14 protein-coding genes are annotated in these 18,916 nt (G+C 75.6%); 9 read left to right on the top strand and 5 right to left on the bottom strand.

Features of this window, described 5'->3' with window-relative positions; genetic code table 11:
* Positions 1-7: 7 nt before the first annotated feature.
* Positions 8-415, top strand: coding sequence for a cobalamin B12-binding domain-containing protein (locus ACFVUH_RS06030; RefSeq protein ID WP_355358936.1), 408 nt, complete (start codon positions 8-10; stop codon positions 413-415).
* A gap of 55 nt (positions 416-470) precedes the next feature.
* Here the strand turns inward: ACFVUH_RS06030 and ACFVUH_RS06025 are convergent, their stop codons facing one another.
* Positions 471-2,087: a DUF5691 domain-containing protein gene (locus ACFVUH_RS06025; RefSeq protein WP_387911484.1), complete on the bottom strand. Its 1,617-nt coding sequence runs from the start codon at positions 2,085-2,087 to the stop codon at positions 471-473.
* A gap of 111 nt (positions 2,088-2,198) precedes the next feature.
* Entirely contained in the window at positions 2,199-3,524 is a 1,326-nt protein-coding gene (locus tag ACFVUH_RS06020; RefSeq protein WP_387911482.1) for an SWIM zinc finger family protein, read from the bottom strand.
* A gap of 189 nt (positions 3,525-3,713) precedes the next feature.
* Between ACFVUH_RS06020 and ACFVUH_RS06015 the strand changes: the two genes are divergently transcribed.
* From ACFVUH_RS06015 to sucD, 5 genes are all read left to right on the top strand, one after another.
* The gene (locus tag ACFVUH_RS06015; RefSeq protein WP_355358516.1) at positions 3,714-4,808 is read left to right on the top strand and encodes an AAA family ATPase; all 1,095 of its coding nucleotides are present in this window, start codon (positions 3,714-3,716) and stop codon (positions 4,806-4,808) included.
* Between the two features lie 73 nt (positions 4,809-4,881).
* The gene (locus ACFVUH_RS06010) at positions 4,882-7,221 is read left to right on the top strand and encodes a DUF5682 family protein (RefSeq protein WP_387911480.1); all 2,340 of its coding nucleotides are present in this window, start codon (positions 4,882-4,884) and stop codon (positions 7,219-7,221) included.
* A 48-nt stretch (positions 7,222-7,269) separates the two neighbouring features.
* Entirely contained in the window at positions 7,270-8,475 is a 1,206-nt protein-coding gene (locus ACFVUH_RS06005) for a VWA domain-containing protein (RefSeq protein WP_387911478.1), read from the top strand.
* A gap of 354 nt (positions 8,476-8,829) precedes the next feature.
* Positions 8,830-10,002 (top strand): ADP-forming succinate--CoA ligase subunit beta, encoded by a 1,173-nt coding sequence (gene sucC, locus ACFVUH_RS06000; RefSeq protein ID WP_387911476.1) that lies wholly within the window; start codon positions 8,830-8,832, stop codon positions 10,000-10,002.
* Between the two features lie 19 nt (positions 10,003-10,021).
* On the top strand, positions 10,022-10,906 hold the full coding sequence (gene sucD, locus ACFVUH_RS05995) for a succinate--CoA ligase subunit alpha (protein ID WP_355358528.1): 885 nt from the start codon (positions 10,022-10,024) through the stop codon (positions 10,904-10,906).
* A gap of 85 nt (positions 10,907-10,991) precedes the next feature.
* Here the strand turns inward: sucD and ACFVUH_RS05990 are convergent, their stop codons facing one another.
* On the bottom strand, positions 10,992-13,112 hold the full coding sequence (locus ACFVUH_RS05990; protein WP_387911474.1) for a LuxR C-terminal-related transcriptional regulator: 2,121 nt from the start codon (positions 13,110-13,112) through the stop codon (positions 10,992-10,994).
* A 135-nt stretch (positions 13,113-13,247) separates the two neighbouring features.
* Between ACFVUH_RS05990 and ACFVUH_RS05985 the strand changes: the two genes are divergently transcribed.
* Entirely contained in the window at positions 13,248-14,705 is a 1,458-nt protein-coding gene (locus tag ACFVUH_RS05985) for a DUF6350 family protein (RefSeq protein WP_387911473.1), read from the top strand.
* 6 nt (positions 14,706-14,711) lie between these two features.
* Here the strand turns inward: ACFVUH_RS05985 and ACFVUH_RS05980 are convergent, their stop codons facing one another.
* Positions 14,712-15,374, bottom strand: a complete 663-nt coding sequence (locus ACFVUH_RS05980; RefSeq protein ID WP_387911471.1) for a hypothetical protein — start codon at positions 15,372-15,374, stop codon at positions 14,712-14,714.
* Positions 15,375-15,764: 390 nt separating this feature from the next.
* Between ACFVUH_RS05980 and purN the strand changes: the two genes are divergently transcribed.
* Both purN and purH read left to right on the top strand, forming a co-directional pair.
* Positions 15,765-16,424 (top strand): phosphoribosylglycinamide formyltransferase, encoded by a 660-nt coding sequence (gene purN / locus ACFVUH_RS05975; protein ID WP_355358539.1) that lies wholly within the window; start codon positions 15,765-15,767, stop codon positions 16,422-16,424.
* Positions 16,421-18,004: a bifunctional phosphoribosylaminoimidazolecarboxamide formyltransferase/IMP cyclohydrolase gene (purH, locus tag ACFVUH_RS05970; protein WP_387911468.1), complete on the top strand. Its 1,584-nt coding sequence runs from the start codon at positions 16,421-16,423 to the stop codon at positions 18,002-18,004. Before purN ends, purH begins: the two co-directional genes overlap by 4 nt.
* A 105-nt stretch (positions 18,005-18,109) precedes the next feature.
* On the opposite strand, the gene ACFVUH_RS05965 is transcribed toward purH, so the two are convergent.
* Positions 18,110-18,877, bottom strand: a complete 768-nt coding sequence (locus ACFVUH_RS05965) for an RDD family protein (protein ID WP_387911467.1) — start codon at positions 18,875-18,877, stop codon at positions 18,110-18,112.
* Between the last annotated feature and the right edge of the window lie 39 nt (positions 18,878-18,916).

Genomic DNA, 18,916 nt, shown 5'->3' with positions numbered 1-18,916 from the left:
GGCAGTGATGGGTGTGTCAGGGCCGATCCGCGTGGTGGTCGCCAAGCCGGGGCTGGACGGTCACGACCGCGGCGCCAAGGTCATCGCGCGCGCCCTGCGTGACGCCGGCATGGAGGTCATCTACACCGGCCTGCACCAGACGCCGGAGCAGGTGGTCGACACCGCGATCCAGGAGGACGCGGACGGCATCGGGCTGTCGATCCTGTCCGGGGCGCACATGACGCTGTGCGCGCGGGTGCTGGAGCTGCTGAAGGAGCGTGACGCCGAGGACATCAAGGTGTTCTGCGGCGGGATCATCCCGGACGAGGACATCGTCGAGCTGAAGGCGATGGGCGTCGCCGACATCTTCACCCCGGGCACGCCGACCACCGAGGTGGTCGCCTGGGTCGAGGCCAACCTGCGGGCCGCCGGCTGACGGCTGCCGTGCGCGCGGTCGCCGTACACGCGACCGCCGAACGCACGGTCGCCGCTCAGGCCGCCAGTTCGGCGAGCATCGCCTCACGGAAGCGCAGCGTCCCGGCCAGCCGGGTGAAGGTCTCGCCCCAGGCGGTGGCGGTCGCGGCCCCGGCGGCCAGCTCCTCGACCGCCCCGGCGCTGTCCGGGGAGAGCGCGCGTTCGGTCATGCCGAGCACCCCGCTGTGGCTCCACGGGTAGGCGCCGGAGGCGGCGGCCCGGGCCAGGGCCTCGACCACCGCGGTGGACAGCGGCGGCGTCCACGGGGTGGCGCAGGCGCCGAGCAGTTGGAAGGCGTCGCCGAGGCCGTGCGCCTCGATGAAGGCGGCCGTCCAGGCGGCCCGTTCGGCGGGCGGGAGCACCGCGAGCAGTTTGGCGGGGGCGCCCGTGGCGCGGGCGGCGCGCCCGGGGCCGGGGACGGGCGCGGGGCCGAGCAGGGCGCGCGCCCAGGCGGCGTCGTGCTGGCGGACGGCGGCCCGGGCCCAGGCCTCGCGCAGATCGTCGGCCCAGGTGCTGCTGGTCTCGTCGATGGCGTCGCCGACCCGCAGGGCGAGCAGCTGTCCGGGCGTCAGGCCGGTGTGCTCGGACCAGAGCGGGAGCGGGGCGGCGGCGATCACCTCGCCGAACCACCAGGCCCGCTCGCCGCGCCCGGTGGGCGACTTGGGCGGTATGCCGTCGCGTTGCATGGCCGGGTCGCAGGCGGCGGGCGGGGTGACCAGCAGATGCGTGCCATGAGTGGAGAGGCGTACGGCCGCGCGGGCGCGCTCGGCCATCCGAGTGGCCAGCGCGGAGCCGGGCAGGATGGAGAGCAGTTCGGCGGCGGTGGTCCGGACGTTCTTGCTGCGGTCGCCGAGCGCCGCCTCCAGGAAGGGTTCGTCGGCGAGCGAGAGGCCCTCCTGGAGGGCGTCCAGGAACAGCAGCCGGTCCTCGGCGCGCTCGGTGGGCCAGGTGCCGCGCAGCAGGGCCAGGCCGGCCGCCGGGTCGCGGCGGCGGAGCAGGGTGAGATGGGTGACCCGCTCGGCGAACAGGCCCTCGTGCCACAGGTGGTCGCCCTCGGCGGGCGCGGTGCCCGGGGCGGTCGGTGGCTCCGGGGCGGTCGGCGGCTCGGGCACGGCCGACGGCTCCGGGGCGGCGCGCTGCACGAACCGCCAGTCCGCGTTGCGTTCGGCGAGCCAGCGGCCGAGCGGGCCGGCCAGCGCGACCGCGTCGGGGCGCAGCTCGCTGCGGGCGCGGGCGGCGTCCAGCAGGGCCGGGACGCTGGCGGCGGGTGCGCGGTAGCCGCGCTCGCGGGCGGTCGCGAGCCACTGCGGGAGCAGTTCGGCGATGTTGGCGAGCGTGCCGCTGCCGCCGCCGCGGGTGGAGAGCAGTAGCGAGAGCCGGCGGGCGGCGGGGGCCGGCAGCTCGGGGCGGGGGTCCTCGGCGGCCGGCAGGTCGGCCGCCGAGGCGGCCGGGGCGGGCAGCGCGCCGGCCCGGCGGCGGACCGTCTCCAGGGCGGCGAGTTCGAGCAGCGCGGTGGCCGGATCGGCGCGGTCGACGGCGCCGTCGTACGGGGCGGCCGGGCCGGGCGCGGGGAGCGGGCGGCGGTCGGTGCCCAGCAGGGCGGTGGTCTGCAGGGACTCCCAGGGGTCGGGCACGGGGGCCTCCTCCTCCGGTGGAACGGGTGCGGGTGGATGTCGGGGCGGTGGGCGCGCGGGCTCGTCAGGGGCTCGCCACGGCCCGCTCGGGGCGTGGTCCGGCGGGCCCGCTCAGGCCGTGGTGAGGCCGATCGGGCGGCCGTCCCGCCCCCAGGCGGTGACCGGCGCGAAGCCGCGGTGGCCGTACTCGCCGAAGACCGTGAGCGGGCGGCCGGTGGAGACGGCGGCGAGCCGCCAGAGCGCGGCTTCCGGGACGGCGGCGCGGTGCAGCGGGACGGTGTGCCGGCCGTCGGTGAGGTGCCAGCCCTCCTCGGAGAGCACCGGGACGACCTCGGTGAGCACCGTCGGCCAGGCGTCCAGCCACGGGTCGTCGGCCACCGCGGTGCCGTAGCCGGCCACCGCCTCGGCGACGGCCAGGCCGGGCGGCGGGCCGTCGGGCGCGGCCGCCGGGGCGCCGTAGCGGGTTCCGAGTACGGCCCGCAGCGGGCGGGCGCCGGGGTGGAAGGCCAGCTCGGCCTCGACCACCTGGCCGGTGGGCAGGGCGAGTTCGGGCGCCTGCCCGGGCCGGCCGAAGGCGATCAGCAGGGCCGGGCGGCCGGTCTTGGCGCCGCGCAGCCAGAGCCGGCGGGTGGTCAGCCGCTCGTCGCCGCCCCCGTCCATCGGCGAGGTCCGGCTGCCGAGGACCTGCCAGCGGTCCCGGACGGTCGGGCCGGCCAGCAGCTCGGCGGTCTCGGTGGTGTAGCCGACCCGGGCGCGGACGGTCGCGGCGAGCGGCGCGGGCAGCTCGTCGAGCCGGGTCGCGGCGGTGGCGAGCAGGTGGAGCATCGCGTACTCCGCCAGCAGGCCCTGCTGCGGCACCGCGTCGAGCTCGCGGACCCGGGTGGCCAGACCGGGGGCTTGGGCGTCGACCATGCGGGCCGCGACCTCCTCCCAGGGGCCGGCGGTGGACTGGTCGGCGAGGCCGTGCCGGACCCGGTCGGCGAGCCGCAGCCGCAGCTCGGCGGCGCCGGCCGCGACCCGGGCGGAGCGCTTCTCGGCGCGGCGGCGGGCGGCGGCCGGATCGGCCGGCGCCTCCGCCCGCACCGCCCGCTGCTCGGCCCGCTCCTGGCGGCCCTTCAGCCACTCGGCGGCCCAGTCGACGGGCTCGGCGCCGTCGGGCACCGAGGCGGGCGAGCCGCTCCAGAGCAGCAGCAGCCCCAGGGCGTGCTTGCAGGGGAACTTCCGGCTCGGGCAGCTGCACTGGTAGGCGGGCGTGGCGAGCTCGACGACCGTGCGGTACGGCGTGCTGCCGCTGCCCCTGCACTCGCCCCAGACCGCCGCGCCGTCGGTGCCCGCGGCGGACCAGGGAGCGGGCGCGGAGAGCTTGCCCGCGGCCTTCTGCGAGGCGGCGTCGGGCGCCAGGGACAGGATGTGTTCGGTGCTCCAGCGTTCCTCCATGACCACGACGGTAGGCGGCGGCACTGACATTCGACCCGGCGCCCGGACGGCCCGAACTGAGCGCCGGTCAGGATTGTCAGTGGTCCGGTGCAAGGTGGTTTCCGCAGGCCGGGACGCCGACCTGGCTCCCCCCGATCACCCCGTCGCCCGGGCATCCGTGTGCCCGGCGGCCGACCCGAAGGAGCCCCGATGACCGACGTCGCGACCGAGGTCCTGCGGCAGCACGCCGAGGAGGCGTTCGCCGCCGAGCTGTCCGCGCTGGCCGCCCAGGACGACCGCCCCCGCCCGGAGCGCTGGAGGCTCTCCCCGTGGGCCGTCGCCACCTACCTGCTGGGCGGCGAGCTGCCCGACGGCACCGTGATCACCCCCAAGTACATCGGCCCGCGCCGGGTGGTGGAGGTCGCCGTCACCACGCTCGCCACCGACCGGGCGCTGCTGCTGCTCGGCGTGCCCGGCACCGCCAAGACCTGGGTCTCCGAGCACCTCGCCGCGGCGATCAGCGGCGACTCCACGCTGCTGGTGCAGGGCACCGCCGGCACCCCGGAGGAGGCCGTCCGGTACGGCTGGAACTACGCGCAGCTGCTCACCAACGGGCCGAGCCGGGAGGCGCTGGTCCCCTCGCCGCTGATGCGGGCGATGGCGGACGGCCGGATCGCCCGGGTCGAGGAACTGACCCGCATTCCGGCGGACGTGCAGGACAGTCTGATCACCATCCTGTCCGAGAAGACCCTCCCGATCCCGGAGCTGGGCACCGAGACCCAGGCCGTGCGCGGCTTCAACCTCATCGCCACCGCCAACGACCGCGACCGCGGCGTCAACGAGCTGTCCAGCGCGCTGCGCCGCCGTTTCAACACCGTGGTGCTGCCGCTGCCCGGCTCGCTGGAGGAGGAGGTCGAGATCGTCAGCCGCCGGGTCGAGCAGCTCGGCCGCTCCCTCCAGCTGCCCGAACTGCCCGGCGGCGCCGAGGAGATCAGGCGCGTGGTGACCGTCTTCCGGGAGCTGCGGGCCGGCATCACCACCGACGGCCGGACCAAGGTGAAGACCCCCAGCGGCACCCTGTCCACCGCCGAGGCCATCTCGGTGGTCACCAACGGCCTGGCGCTCGCCGCCCACTTCGGCGACGGCGTGCTGCGGGCCGGCGACGTCGCGGCCGGCGTGATCGGCGCGGTGGTCCGCGACCCGGCCGCCGACCAGCAGGTCTGGCGCGAGTACGTCGAGGGCGTGGTGCGCGAGCGCGACGGCTGGAAGGACTTCTACCGCGCCGCCCGTGAGAACACCCGCTGAACGGCACGGCCGTGCGCCGCACGACGCCGCGCCAGATGACCACAAGCTCGCAACACTCGGGAGGGAGGGCGCGATGAGCGCAGAGGTGACGCTGCTCGGCGTCCGGCACCACGGCCCCGGCTCGGCCCGCTCGGTGGCCGCCGCGCTGGAGCAGCTGCGACCGGACGCCGTCCTGGTGGAGGGTCCGCCGGAGGCGGACCCGATCCTCGCACTGGCGGCGGAGAAGGACATGGTGCCGCCGGTCGCCCTGCTGGCCCACGCGGCCGACGACCCGGCCCGCGCCGCGTTCTGGCCGTACGCCGAGTTCTCGCCGGAGTGGGTGGCGATCCGCTACGCCACCGGACGCGGCCTCCCGCTCCGCTTCATCGACCTGCCGGCCGGCTACACCTTCGCCGACGCCGGGGAAGCGGAGGAGCCGGCCGGTGACGGCGGCGACGAGGAGGACGCGGACCTGCCGCGCGACCCGATCGCCCGGCTCGCCGAGGCCGCCGGCCACGACGACCCGGAACGCTGGTGGGAGGACGTCGTCGAGCACCGCCGCCCCGGCGACGACGAGGACGCGCTCGCGCCCTTCGCGGCCGTCGCCGAGGCGATGACGGCACTGCGCGAGGACGGCGCCGCCGGCCGGCGCGACGAGCGGCGCGAGGCGTACATGCGCCAGCAGATCCGCGCCGCCCGCCGGGCCGGCCACCGGCGGATCGCCGTGGTCTGCGGCGCCTTCCACGTCCCCGCCCTGGCCGCCATGCCGACCGTCGCGCACGACCGCGCGCTGCTCGCCGAGCTGCCCAGGAAGGTCCGCACCGAGATCACCTGGGTGCCCTGGACGCACCGCCGGCTCTCCCAGCTCACCGGTTACGGCGCCGGGATCGTCTCCCCGGGCTGGTACCACCACCTGCACCGCACGGACGGCGACCCGCTGCCCGGCTGGCTCACCCGGGCCGCCGACCTGCTGCGCGCGGAGGACCACCCGGTCTCCTCCGCGCACGTCATCGAGGCCGTCCGGCTCGCCCGCACCCTCGCCGTCGTGCGCGGCCGCCCGCTGGCCGGACTCACCGAGACGCTGGACGCCGTCCGCGCGGTGATGTGCGACGGCTCGGACGTCGCCCTCGCGCTCGTCCAGGACCGGCTGGTGATCGGCGACGCGCTCGGCGAGGTGCCCGAGGCCGCGCCCGCCGTCCCGCTGCAGCGCGACCTCGCCCGGCTCCAGCGCACCCTGCGGCTCAAGCCCGACCCGGCCCCGCGCGAGCTGGACCTCGACCTGCGCAAGGACACCGACGCGGCCCGCTCCCGGCTGCTGCACCGGCTGCGCCTGCTCGGCGTCGACTGGGGCGTGCCGGTCCGCTCCTCGGTCGCCTCCACCGGCACCTTCCGGGAGAGCTGGCGGCTGTGCTGGCAGCCCGAGTTCGCCGTCCGGATCGCCGAGGCCGCCCAGTGGGGCACCACGGTCGAACGGGCCGCCGTCGGCAAGGCGGTCGGTACCGCCCGGGCCGCCGTCGAACTCGCCGAGCTCACCGGGCTGGTGGAGACCTGCCTGGTGGCCGGGCTGGCCGAGGCGCTGCCCGTCGTGATGCGGGTGCTCGCCGACTGCGCCGCCCTGGACACCGACGTCGCCCATCTGGCCGGCGCGCTGCCCGCCCTGGTGCGCGCGCTGCGCTACGGCGACGTCCGGGGCACCGACCACGGCGCCCTCGGCGAGGTCGCCGCGGGCCTCGCCGACCGGATCTGCGTCGGCCTGCCGCCCGCCTGCACCGGCCTGGACGCCGCCGGCGCGGCCGTGATGCGCGGTCACCTCGACGAGGTGCACGGCGCGATCGGCCTGCTGGACCAGGCGGACGGCCCCGCCGCCGGACTCGCCGACCGCTGGGCCGGCACCCTGCGGGCGCTCGCCCGGCGCGAGCCGTCCGGCGGCCCGGCCACCGGCGTGCCCGGCCTGCTGCGCGGGCGCGCCGTGCGGCTGCTGCTGGACGACGGCCGGCTCGACTCGGCGGAGGCCGGGCGGCGGCTCGGTCTGGTGCTGTCCGCCGCCAACAGCCCGGCGGACGCGGCCGGCTGGATCGAGGGCTTCCTGACCGGGGGCGGTGCGCTGCTGCTCCACGACCCCCGGCTGCTCGGTCTGCTCGACGGCTGGCTGACCGGCGTCCCGGCGGAGGTCTTCACCGACGTGCTGCCGCTGCTGCGGCGGACCTTCGCCACCCTGGAGGCCGGAGTCCGGCACACCGTGGGCGGCCGGGTGGCGGCCGGTCCGCTGGGCTCCGGGAGCGCCGAACCCGCCGGGGAGGAGGCCGCGTTGGACCGGGCCCGGGCCGAGGCCGCGCTGCCCGTGGTGGCCCTGCTGCTCGGACTGCCGACCGGTGACGAGGAGCCCGGCGAGCACCCGCGGATCCCCCGGCAGGCCGAGGGCCGCGACACCTGACGGCCCCTCCGTCCCCCAGACCGCCGACCACCCGCAGAGGAGCCCCCGATGGCAGTCACCACCCCCGGCACCGCGTCCGCCGCCGACCCCGGCGCCCACGCCGACGAGCGGCTGCGCCGCTGGCGGCTGGTTCTCGGCGGCGAGGCGGACGGCACCGGCCGCACCCTGCACGGCCGGGACGCCGCGATGGACGGCGCGCTCGCCGCGCTCTACCGGGGCCCCGCCGAGGACGGCCGGGCCGGGCAGCCGCGCTCCGGGCGCCGCAGCGCCGGCCTCGGCGGCTCGGCCCCGCAGGTGGCCCGCTGGCTGGGCGACATCCGCAGCTACTTCCCGGCCACCGTCGTCCAGCTGATGCAGCAGGACGCCATCACCCGGCTCGGGCTGGAGCACCTGCTGCTGGAGCCGGAGATGCTGGAGGCCGTCGAGCCGGACGTCCATCTGGTCGCCACCCTGCTCTCGCTCAAGCACGCGCTGCCCGAGACCACCCGGGAGAGCGCCCGCGCGGTCGTCGGCCGGGTGGTCGCCGATCTGGAGCGCCGGCTCGCCGACCGCACCCGGGCCACCCTGGGCGGCGCGCTGGACCGCAGTGCCCGGGTCAACCGCCCGCGCCACCGCGACATCGACTGGGACCGCACCGTCCGGGCCAACCTGAAGAACTTCCTGCCCGAGCACGGCACGGTCGTCCCCGAGCGGCTGGTCGGCTACGCCCGCGCCCAGCGCACGGTGAAGAAGGACGTCATCCTCTGCATCGACCAGTCCGGCTCGATGGCGCCGTCGGTGGTGCACTCGGCGGTGTTCGGCGCGGTGCTCGCCTCGATGAAGAGCCTGGACACCCGGCTGGTCGTCTTCGACACCTCGGTGGTCGACCTCACCGAGCAGCTCACCGATCCGGTCGACGTGCTCTTCGCGACCCAGCTCGGCGGCGGCACCGACATCAACCGGGCGCTCGCCTACTGCCAGTCCCGGATCGCCCGGCCGGCCGAGACGATCGTCGTCCTGATCAGCGACCTCTACGAGGGCGGCATCCGTGACGAGATGCTCAAGCGGGTGGCCGCGATGAAGGCGGCCGGCGTGCAGTTCATCGCCCTGCTGGCGCTCTCCGACGAGGGCGCGCCCGCCTACGACCACGCGCACGCCGCCGCGCTGGCCGCGCTCGGCGCCCCGGCCTTCGCCTGCACCCCCGACGCCTTCCCGGAGATCATGGCGGCGGCGATCGAGAAGCGCCCGATACCGGTGCCGGACCAGGGGGTGTGAGCGGAGTCGTCGGCCCGGTCGTCAATGCGTCGGCGCCGGGGTTCACTCGAACGGCGGAACCCGTGGCGGGTCCGACCTGGGCTGTCGGTCCGGGCGCCCGGCGTACGCCCCCTGGGCTTTTCTGTGACGGTTCTCACCAAAGACGGGCAGGCCCCGGGCGAAACACGCCCGTCGTCCGGGGATAACCTGCCAGACGGACGTGACGCGCGTGTTGATTGACGTGTGCGCCCGTGGCTGTGTGGGCCGCAAGGCCGTACTTCTGCGTACCCGCACCGCCCCGACGACCCGCAGCGAAGATCCTGCCGTGGCACGCTCGTAGAGACACAATCCGCGACCACGAACAAGGACAAACACGTGGACCTGTTCGAGTACCAGGCGAGGGACCTCTTCGCCAAGCACGGGGTGCCCGTGCTTGACGGCGATGTCATCGAGACCGCCGCAGACGCTGCCGCCATCGCGGAGCGCTTCGGCGGCCGCGCCGTCGTCAAGGCTCAGGTGAAGGTGGGCGGCCGAGGCAAGGCCGGCGGCGTCAAGCTCGCCGCCGACCCGGCGGACGCCGTCGCCAAGGCCGAGCAGATCCTCGGCATGGACATCAAGGGCCACACCGTGCACAAGGTGATGCTGGCCCAGACCGCGGACATCAAGGACGAGTACTACGTCTCGTTCCTGCTGGACCGCACCAACCGCACCTTCCTGGCCATGGCCAGCGTCGAGGGCGGTGTGGAGATCGAGGTCGTCGCGGAGGAGAACCCCGACGCGCTCGCCAAGATCCCGGTCGACGCCAACGAGGGTGTGACCCCGGAGAAGGCCGCCGAGATCGTCGCCGCCGCGAAGTTCCCGGCCGAGATCGCCGACCAGGTCGCCGAGGTCCTGCAGAAGCTGTGGACCGTCTTCATCAAGGAGGACGCCCTCCTCGTCGAGGTCAACCCGCTGATCAAGTCCGGCGAGGGCAAGATCATCGCGCTCGACGGCAAGGTCTCCCTGGACGAGAACGCCGAGTTCCGCCAGCCGGAGCACGAGGCCCTCGAGGACAAGGCCGCCGCCAACCCGCTGGAGGCCGCTGCCAAGGCCAAGGGCCTCAACTACGTCAAGCTCGACGGCGAGGTCGGCATCATCGGCAACGGCGCGGGTCTCGTCATGAGCACCCTCGACGTGGTCGCGTACGCCGGTGAGAAGCACGGCAACGTCAAGCCCGCCAACTTCCTCGACATCGGTGGCGGCGCCTCCGCCGAGGTCATGGCGAACGGCCTGGAGATCATCCTCGGCGACACCGACGTCAAGTCGGTCTTCGTCAACGTCTTCGGCGGCATCACCGCGTGCGACGCGGTCGCCAACGGCATCGTGCAGGCGCTCGCCCTGCTCGAGGAGAAGGGCGAGGCGGTCACCAAGCCGCTGGTCGTCCGCCTCGACGGCAACAACGCCGAGCTGGGTCGTCAGATCCTGACCGACGCCAACCACCCGCTCGTCGAGCAGGTGGACACCATGGACGGTGCGGCCGACCGCGCCGCCGAGCTGGCCAACAAGTAAGGAAGGGGACTTTCACACCATGGCTATCTTCCTTACCAAGGACAGCAAGGTCATCGTCCAGGGCATGACCGGCTCCGAGGGCATGAAGCACACCCGCCGCATGCTCGCCTCCGGCACCCAGATCGTCGGCGGTGTCAACCCGCGCAAGGCCGGCACCACCGTGGACGTCGACGGCACCGAGGTGCCCGTCTTCGGCACCGTCGCCGAGGCCATCGAGAAGACCGGTGCCGATGTCACCGTCATCTTCGTCCCGCCGGCGCACACCAAGAGCGCCGTCGTCGAGGCCATCGACGCCGAGATCGGCCTGGCCGTCGTCATCACCGAGGGCGTCCCGGTGCACGACACCGCCGCCTTCTGGGCCCACGCCGGCGCCAAGGGCAACAAGACCCGGATCATCGGCCCGAACTGCCCCGGTCTGATCAGCCCCGGACAGTCGAACGCCGGCATCATCCCGGCCGACATCACCAAGGCTGGCAAGATCGGCCTGGTCTCGAAGTCCGGCACCCTGACCTACCAGCTCATGTACGAGCTGCGGGACATCGGCTTCACCTCGGCCGTGGGCATCGGCGGTGACCCGGTCATCGGCACCACCCACATCGACGCCCTCAAGGCGTTCCAGGAGGACCCGGAGACCGAGCTCATCGTCATGATCGGTGAGATCGGTGGCGACGCCGAGGAGCGGGCCGCGGCCTTCATCAAGGAGAACGTGACCAAGCCGGTCGTCGGCTACGTCGCGGGCTTCACCGCCCCCGAGGGCAAGACCATGGGCCACGCCGGCGCCATCGTCTCCGGCTCCTCGGGCACCGCGCAGGCCAAGAAGGAGGCCCTTGAGGCCGCCGGTGTCAAGGTCGGCAAGACGCCGTCCGAGACCGCCCGCCTGGCCCGTGAGCTGTTCAAGGGCTGACGCCCCCCCGCTCGCAGCACGGCGCCCCCGCCCGGACCTCCGGGTGGGGGCGCCGTGCTGTTCGGCGGCCCGGCCGTCGCGCTGGTCAGCGGATCGGCGCGCACTGGTGCAGCGCCCAGGGGGCGCAGCCGCGCGGGGGTTCGGCGGCCACCACGCCCGGCGGGGGCAGCGCCTCGGCGGCCCGCCCGCCCGCCGGCGGCCGGTACGGCCCGTCCTCGCGGGGCGGCGGCGGATCCAGCACGACCGGCTCCAGCCCCGGCGTCGGCGAGCACCAGAGGCTCTGGATCCCCGACGGCGGCCCGTCCGGCACCAGCGGCAGCGGTGCGTCCGGATCGCTCGCCGAGGTCGGGACCGCCGCGCAGAGCGAGGGCGGCGGCGGATCCGGCAGCCGGAACAGCTCGCCCGGCCCGCCACCCGCCAGCGTCGCCAGCACCGCACCGCCGACCGCCGCCGTCAGCAGCGCCGCCGCCCCCGTCCGGCCCGCGTTCGCCAGCCCGTGTCGGGCCCGCAGCAGCGGCACCGGCGGCCGGGGCGGCTCCGGCGCCCCGCGCACCGCCGCCCGGTGCATCAGCTCGCACAGCCGGTCGGCGAACCCGTCCGCCGCCGGATCCGGCCCGACCAGCTCCGGCACCCAGTGCGCCAGCGCCACCCGCGCCGCCCACACCCGCGCCTCGGCGGCCGTCACCGTCGACTCCACCTCCACCGCCACCGCGGTGGCCGGCATCCCCAGGCCGTCGTGCAGCACCAGCGCCCGGCGCTGCGGCCGCGACAGCCGGCGGAGCGCCTTGAGCAGCGCGCGGTCCCGGTCGGTCAGCCGGTCGTGGTCCGGCAGCACCGCCTGGGCCTCGTCCGCCGGACGCACCTTGATCCGCCGGTGCGGCAGCCGCCACGCGTGGGCACGGCGCGGGCCACCCCGGTGCCACGGCGACAGCGCCGACTCGAACGCCCGCGCCCGCACCCACGCCTCCGGCTCACCCCCCGCGACCACCTCCGCCCACCGCCGCCGCGCCTCGTCGAACGCCCGCCCCACACAGCGCACGGCCCGGTACTTGCAGGCGGTGAGCAGGAACACCTGCTGCACCAACCGCGTGTGCGCCGCCGCGTACACCTCCTCGAACCCCACCGCCGCCACCCACTCGGCACGCCCCCCGGCCGCCTCCATCGCCGCCGCCCGGCTGCCGGCCTGCCCGGCGTCCGCCGCCCAGCCGCCGCCGGCCTCGACCGCTCGGCCCCCCGCTGTCGGCGGACCGGCGCTGCTCGCGGGCTGTCCTTCTCCTGCCCGCAGGTCGTCGACGTCGGCTGCGACAGCCTGCTCCGCCGCCGACCGGCCGGCGTTGCGCCCGGCCTGCGCGGCCGCTCGGCCGGCGCGTACGCCCTGCGGGCGGTTCGTGTCGGTGGCGTCCGCCACTGGGTGGGGGGCACGCGTGTCGAGCGGGGCTGCCGCTTCGGCGCGCGTGGGGCGCTGCTGCCTGTCGGTCAGGAACGTATCGACGTGGTCGGTGGGGGTTTGCCCGTCGCCGCCTTGGAGGGGAGGCGGGGTTTCCGTGATGTGCCGTGTCTGGTTGGTGTGCTGTCTGTCGGCCGGGGACGCATCGACGTGGTCGGCAGGGGTCTGCCTGTTGTCGGCCTGGCGTGCCGACGTGGCCTCCGTGGTGTTCCGCCCGTGGTCGGTGCTGTCGGCCGGGGCGCCCTTCCCCGTGTCACCACCGGGCGATTCGGGCCGTGGCGGCCGGTCGTCGGCCCGGTGGGGCGTGGGGGGCGTCGTCGCGGTGGTCCTGGTGCGGTCGGGCTTCGGGCCGCGTCGTGGCTTTCCGCCGCCGGGCTTCGGGCTGCGGCCGGGGGCGGGGGCGGCGTCCGGGGTGGGGAGCAGGGCGGCGAGTGCGGTGATCTCCTCCTGGGTGCGGGTGCCGAGTTTGCGCAGGGCCCGGTGCTGGTAGCTGCGGGCGGTGGTGGGGGTGACGCCGAGGGCGGCGGCGGTCTCGGCGAGGTCCCGGCCGGCCGCGAGGTGGGCGAAGGCCTGCGCCTCACGTGCCGTCAGCCGGCGCAGCAGCCCGGCGGCGGCCTCGTCCTTCCCGGCCCCGTTCCCGGAGGTCGGCGCGGTCGGTGCGGTCGGTGCGGCCTTGGCGCGGCGCCCCTTCCCGCTGCGTCGCTGCGTCGCGGACGCGGGCTGGTTGCCGGGGTGCTCGGCGGTCGGGGGCCTGGTCATCAGACGCTCCAGGCCGGGTCGGTCGCGGTGGCGAGCAGGCATGGTCTGAAAATGCGCATAAGCCAATAATCTGGGACACCCCGGCCGTTTGCCGCTTCACGGAGCATGGCGAGTCGCCTTGGCACGATGTGGCCCATGACGCAGCTGACGGGTCGTCCGATTCTGGGAGCGCCGGGCGAACTGGGGGCCAGGCCCGTCCTGTCCGCCCTGTTGGCCGGGGTCCGGACGGCCCTGATCGGGCTTTGCGTGGTCACCGTCCCGGTACTCGGGCTCTGGGTGGTGACGCCGTACGCCGACGGGGGTGCGGACGGGACGTTGCGGCTGGTGGCGGCGCTGTGGCTGCTCGGGCACGGGGCGCCGGTGCTGCGCGGGGCGGCGGAGGCGCCGTTGTCGGTCACCCCGCTGCTGCTCGGTCTGCTGGCGGTGGGCCAGTTGGTCCGGGTGGCGGGCCGGGTGACGGCGCGGAGTGCGGGGCGGCCGGGGCGCGGCGGTGCGCCGGCGGTCTGGGCGGGGTACACCGCGGTGGCGTGCGGGGTGGTGGCGCAGTGTGCGGGGCCGGGGGAGTTCCGGGCCAGGGTGCTGCCGGACCTCGTGGTGGTCGCGCTGGTGGCCGGGGCGGCGGTGGCGGTCGGTGCCCGGCCGCGCGGGGCGGTTCCGCTGGTGACGGGGGTGCTGGAGCGGTGGTTGGCCCGGCTGCCGGAGACGGTCCGGCCGACGGGCGGGGCGGCGGCGGTCCGGGTGGCCGCGCTGGCGGCCGGGGGAGGGCTGCTGGCGGCGGGAGGGCTGCTGGTGGCGGGGGCGGCGCTGCTGGGCGCGGTGTCCACGAGCGGTTCGGCGGAGGTGCTCGCGGGCGGGCCGGCGGCGGTGGCGGGGGTGCTGCTGGTGAGCCTGGTGCTGCTGCCGAACGCGGTGCTGTGGGGCGCGGCGTACGCGCTCGGGCCGGGGTTCGCGGCGGGGGAGGGGACGGTGGTGTCGCCGGTGAGGACGGTGCTGGGGCCGGTGCCGGACTTCCCGTTGTTCGCGCTGTTCCCGGAGCCGGGGGCGGGCGGCTGGCGGCTGGCGGTGTGCGTGCTGCCGGCGCTGGCGGGCGTGGTGCCGGGGCTGCTGCTGGGCCGGGCGGCGGCCGTCGGCGGAGGGCGAACCGGCGGACGAACCGGAGGGCGGGCCCACGCCCGGCTCGACGGCCGGACCGGGGAGCGCGCCCCGTGGTCGGCGCCGGCGACCGCGGTGGCGGCGCTGGCGGCCGGGCTGCTGGTCGGGTCGGCGGCAGCCGGGCTCGGCGGGCTCTCGGGCGGGGCGCTGGCGGCGGGCCGGATGGCCTGGCTGGGGCCGGTGCCGTGGTGGACGGGCCTGGCCGCGGCGGCCTGGGTGGCGACGGTGGCCGCTCCGACCGCCGTGCTGGCCCGTGCCCGGTCGCTGCGCGCGGCCGGCGGGCGCGCGCCGCTCCTGCCCGGGGCGCTCACCGTGCCCGCACGCCGGAGCGCACTTCTCCTTCGCGCCCGCGCGCACGCCGCGGTCACCCGTCTGTCGGGTATCCGGAGCGGCGACCCCGACAGCGCCTCCGACGCCGACGCGGCCGACCCGGCCCCGTGACCGGAGCTACTCGCGCTGCTTGGTGATGTCCACGTACCACTGCGGCGCGAGCCGCTCGCAGCCGTCGGCGGCGCTGGCCGTGAGGGAGTCCCGCACACAGGTGACGTAGTCGTTGTAGCGCAGGGCCAGGCCGAGGACGGAGGAGACGAAGACCACCGTCACGGCACCGGTGAGGATGCCCGCCAGGGCGGCCGGGGTGAGCGGGTTCGGGGCGACGGGCCCGGCGGTGGTCACCGCGCGACCGGTCCGGGCGCCGGCCGGGGCGTCGGCGGGAGCCGGCTTGGGGGTGCGCATCGCGGAGACGCCCCAGGCGATGGCGAGCGCGCCCAGGAACAGGGCGACGTAGTGCAGCGTGGCGAACGCGCAGACCAGCGCGCCCATGCCGGCCAGCGCGGCGTTGCGGGCCTTGCGCTGGGCGGGGTCGCTCGGGTCGAGCCGGGGCGGCTGCGGTGCGGGCGGGCGGGGGTTCCAGCCGCCGCCCTGGTAGCCGGGGCTCCACGGGTGCGGCGGGGGGACGAGCGGGCGCTCGTCCGGATCGCCGTCCTGGCCCTCGGGGCGCTCGGAGCCCTCGCCGGAGTGGGGAGCACGTGGCCGCCACGGCTGGTCGGGGGCATCCGCCGGCGGCGGCGCGAAGGGGTTGCGCTCGCCGGTGTCGTCACCGCTGCTCATGGTTCAGCCATTCCTTCTCGGTCGGTGGGGCGGGTGCCCGCGCCACCCTATGATCCCGCAGGCCCCGGTGGGGGCTCCGGGCGCGTCCGGGGTAACCGGTCGCCGGTGTCGCACCGCGGCCCGGTCGGGGTCCGGTGGGTCCGGTGGGGACGGTGGGGACGGCCCGGCGAGATCCCCGTCTCAGCTACGCGCGTAGCCCTCGACGGTGTTTCGGGGGCCGTCCGACCAGCCGTTATGGTGGTGACGGTCAGCAGCTCCCATGGGTTCCCCGGGCGCCCGCGTCGCGGCGGGTTCTCCAGGAGTTCCCCCTCGCTCGACCTGCCGTTCGTAGTGGCCCCACCGCCGGTGGAAGTACCAGCGCACGGCGCCCGACCTACGGAGAATCGCGCAGTGGCCGCCGCCCCCGCTCAGCTCTTCCCGCCCCGCACGCCCGGACCGGCCCGTCTGGTGGTGCTGGTCTCCGGCTCCGGCACCAATCTCCAGGCACTGCTCGACGCCGCCGCCGACCCCGCGTACGGCGCGGAGATCCTGGCCGTCGGCGCGGACCGCGACGGCATCGCCGGCCTGGAGCGCGCCGAGCGCGCCGGTGTGCCGGTGTTCGTGCACCGGGTGAAGGACCACCCGGACCGCGCGGAGTGGGACCGCGCGCTGACCGCCTCCGTGGCCGGGTACCGGCCGGACCTGGTCGTCACGGCCGGCTTCATGAAGATCCTCGGCCCCGAGTTCATCGCGGCCTTCGCCGGACGGATCGTCAACACCCACCCCGCGCTGCTGCCCTCCTTCCCCGGCGCCCACGGCGTCACCGACGCGCTGGCGTACGGGGTGCGGGTCACCGGCTGCACCGTCCACCTCGTCGACGCCGGCGTCGACACCGGGCCGATCATCGCGCAGGGCGTCGTGGAGGTCCTCGACGCCGATCACGCCGATGGCGGCGAGGCGCTGCACGAGCGCATCAAGACAGTCGAGCGCAAGCTGCTCGTCGACGTCGTGGGCCGGCTGGCCCGCGAGGGTCACCGCATCGAGGACCGAAAGGTATGGATTCCGGCATGAGCGCCGCCCCCACCACCACTCCCGTCTCCGAGAACGTCCGGCCGATCCGGCGCGCCCTGATCAGCGTGTACGACAAGACCGGTCTGGAGGAGCTGGCCCAGGGCCTGCACGCCGCCGGGGTCGCGATCGTCTCCACCGGTTCCACCGCCGGCCGGATCGCCGCCGCGGGCGTCCCGGTGACCGAGGTCTCCGAGCTGACCGGCTTCCCCGAGTGCCTGGACGGGCGCGTCAAGACGCTGCACCCCCGCGTGCACGCCGGCGTGCTCGCCGACCTGCGCCTGGAGTCGCACCGCGCGCAGCTGGCCGAGCTGGGCGTCGAGCCCTTCGACCTGGTCGTGGTGAACCTCTACCCGTTCAAGGCCACCGTCGCCTCCGGCGCCACCCCGGACGAGTGCGTCGAGCAGATCGACATCGGCGGCCCGAGCATGGTCCGCGCCGCCGCCAAGAACCACCCCTCGGTGGCCGTCGTGGTCGACCCGGCCCGCTACCAGGACGTGCTCGCCGCCGTCCAGGCCGGCGGCTTCGACCTGCTGACCCGCAAGCGGCTCGCCGCCCAGGCCTTCGCGCACACCGCCGCCTACGACGTCGCGGTGGCCAACTGGTTCGAGGAGTCCGGCTACACCGGGACCGAGGCCGCGGGCTTCCCGGCCTTCCTCGGCTCCGCCTTCGAGCGCCAGAACGTGCTGCGCTACGGCGAGAACCCGCACCAGGGCGCCGCGCTGTACACCGACGGCAGCGGCGGCCTGGCCGGTGCGCGGCAGCTCCACGGCAAGGAGATGTCGTACAACAACTACGTCGACACCGACGCCGCCCGCCGCGCCGCCTACGACCACGCCGGCCCGGCCGTGGCGATCATCAAGCACGCCAACCCGTGCGGCATCGCGACCGGCGCCGACGTCGCCGAGGCGCACCGCAAGGCGCACGAGTGCGACCCGGTCTCCGCGTACGGCGGCGTGATCGCCGTCAACCGCCCGGTCACCGTGGCGCTGGCCGAGCAGATCGCCCCGATCTTCACCGAGGTCGTGGTGGCCCCCGGTTACGAGGACGGCGCCGTCGAGGTGCTGGCCCGCAAGAAGAACCTGCGGGTGCTGCTCGCCCCCGAGGCGCCGGCCAACCGCCGGGAGGTGCGCCCGATCTCCGGCGGTGTGCTGCTCCAGGACGCCGACCGGGTGCACGCCGAGGGCGACGACCCGTCGACCTGGACGCTGGCGACCGGTGAGGCGCTGTCCGAGGCCGAGCTGGCCGAGCTGGCCTTCGCCTGGCGGGCCTGCCGGGCCGTCAAGTCCAACGCGATCCTGCTGGCCAAGGACGGCGCCTCGGTGGGCGTCGGCATGGGCCAGGTCAACCGGGTCGACTCCTGCAAGCTCGCGGTCGAGCGGGCCGGCGAGCGGGCCAAGGGCGCGTACGCGGCCTCCGACGCCTTCTTCCCGTTCGCCGACGGCCCGGCGATCCTGATCGCCGCCGGGGTCCGGGCGATCGTCCAGCCGGGCGGCTCGATCCGCGACGAAGAGGTGATCGCGGCCGCCGCCGAGGCCGGGGTGACCATGTACTTCACCGGCACCCGTCACTTCTTCCACTGACCCGCTGATCCGGCCGGTCCGCCGACCGGCTGACCGGCTGACGGAACGACGGAGCGGCCCGGCTCCCTCCACCGAGGGGGCCGGGCCGCTCCGTCGTGCGCGCTGTTACTTCTTGATCACCAGGGTGCCGGCGGCACGGTCGTGCCAGCCCTGCAGCTTCCCGGAGTTGTCGAAGAACGGCGACAGGTAGACCAGCACCGCGCCGATGTAGCAGAGGAACCCGCCGACGACCGGGATGATGAAGCGGATGAAGCCGCCGCCCAGGCCCGGGGTCCGGCCGGTGTTCTCCTTGACCACGCGCAGGCCCATGGCCATCTTGCCCAGGGTGGCGCCGACGAAGGAGACCATCAGCCACTCGTAGAGCAGGTTGAACAGCGACAGCACGACGATCATGATCAGCATGGTGCCGACGAGGCCGGCCGCGGCGTCGTTCTGCTGCTGGATGCAGTCGTTGTAGCTGACGGTCCCGTAGGAGTACGTGCTGCAGTCCTCGGTGTCCTTGACGATGCCGAGCGAACCGGCCAGGCCGAGCGCCATGACCAGGGCGATGACCGCGCCGACCGCCAGGAAGTCGATCAGCCGGGCCACGAAGCGCTGGCCCATGGAGGCGATCTTCACCGTGCCGAGCTGGGCGATGTTGATGTAGCCGTTGTTCGCCTGGATGGTGCCCGGCATCGGCTGGTACCCGTACGCCTGCTGCTGCTGCGGGTAGCCGTAGCCGGCGGCCGGCGGCTGCTGCTGCTGCTGGGGGTAGCCGTACCCGGCGGCCGGCGGGGCCTGCTGCGGGTAGCCGTAGCCGGGCTGCGGCTGCGGGGGCTGCTGCGGCTGCTGGGGCTGGTTGTACGGGTTGTTGGGGTCGGGCGGATAGCTCATCGATGCCTCCGGGCAGATGGGGACAAGTGGGGACGGGAC

It is taken from the genome of Kitasatospora sp. NPDC058032, assembly GCF_042885845.1.
GTDB lineage: Bacteria > Actinomycetota > Actinomycetes > Streptomycetales > Streptomycetaceae > Kitasatospora.
Note: the sequence above shows the minus strand (reverse complement) of the source record. Positions and strands in the feature narration are given on the sequence as shown.

Excerpts from the sequence above, each read along its gene's own strand:
- ACFVUH_RS06030 (WP_355358936.1), top strand. The coding sequence starts at position 8 with ATGGGTGTGTCAGGGCCGATCCGCGTGGTGGTCGCCAAGCCGGGGCTG.
- ACFVUH_RS06020 (WP_387911482.1), bottom strand. The coding sequence starts at position 3,524 with ATGGAGGAACGCTGGAGCACCGAACACATCCTGTCCCTGGCGCCCGAC.
- ACFVUH_RS06015 (WP_355358516.1), top strand. The coding sequence starts at position 3,714 with ATGACCGACGTCGCGACCGAGGTCCTGCGGCAGCACGCCGAGGAGGCG.
- ACFVUH_RS06010 (WP_387911480.1), top strand. The coding sequence starts at position 4,882 with ATGAGCGCAGAGGTGACGCTGCTCGGCGTCCGGCACCACGGCCCCGGC.
- ACFVUH_RS06005 (WP_387911478.1), top strand. The coding sequence starts at position 7,270 with ATGGCAGTCACCACCCCCGGCACCGCGTCCGCCGCCGACCCCGGCGCC.
- sucD (WP_355358528.1), top strand. The coding sequence starts at position 10,022 with ATGGCTATCTTCCTTACCAAGGACAGCAAGGTCATCGTCCAGGGCATG.
- ACFVUH_RS05990 (WP_387911474.1), bottom strand. The coding sequence starts at position 13,112 with ATGACCAGGCCCCCGACCGCCGAGCACCCCGGCAACCAGCCCGCGTCC.
- ACFVUH_RS05985 (WP_387911473.1), top strand. The coding sequence starts at position 13,248 with ATGACGCAGCTGACGGGTCGTCCGATTCTGGGAGCGCCGGGCGAACTG.
- ACFVUH_RS05980 (WP_387911471.1), bottom strand. The coding sequence starts at position 15,374 with ATGAGCAGCGGTGACGACACCGGCGAGCGCAACCCCTTCGCGCCGCCG.
- purH (WP_387911468.1), top strand. The coding sequence starts at position 16,421 with ATGAGCGCCGCCCCCACCACCACTCCCGTCTCCGAGAACGTCCGGCCG.
- ACFVUH_RS05965 (WP_387911467.1), bottom strand. The coding sequence starts at position 18,877 with ATGAGCTATCCGCCCGACCCCAACAACCCGTACAACCAGCCCCAGCAG.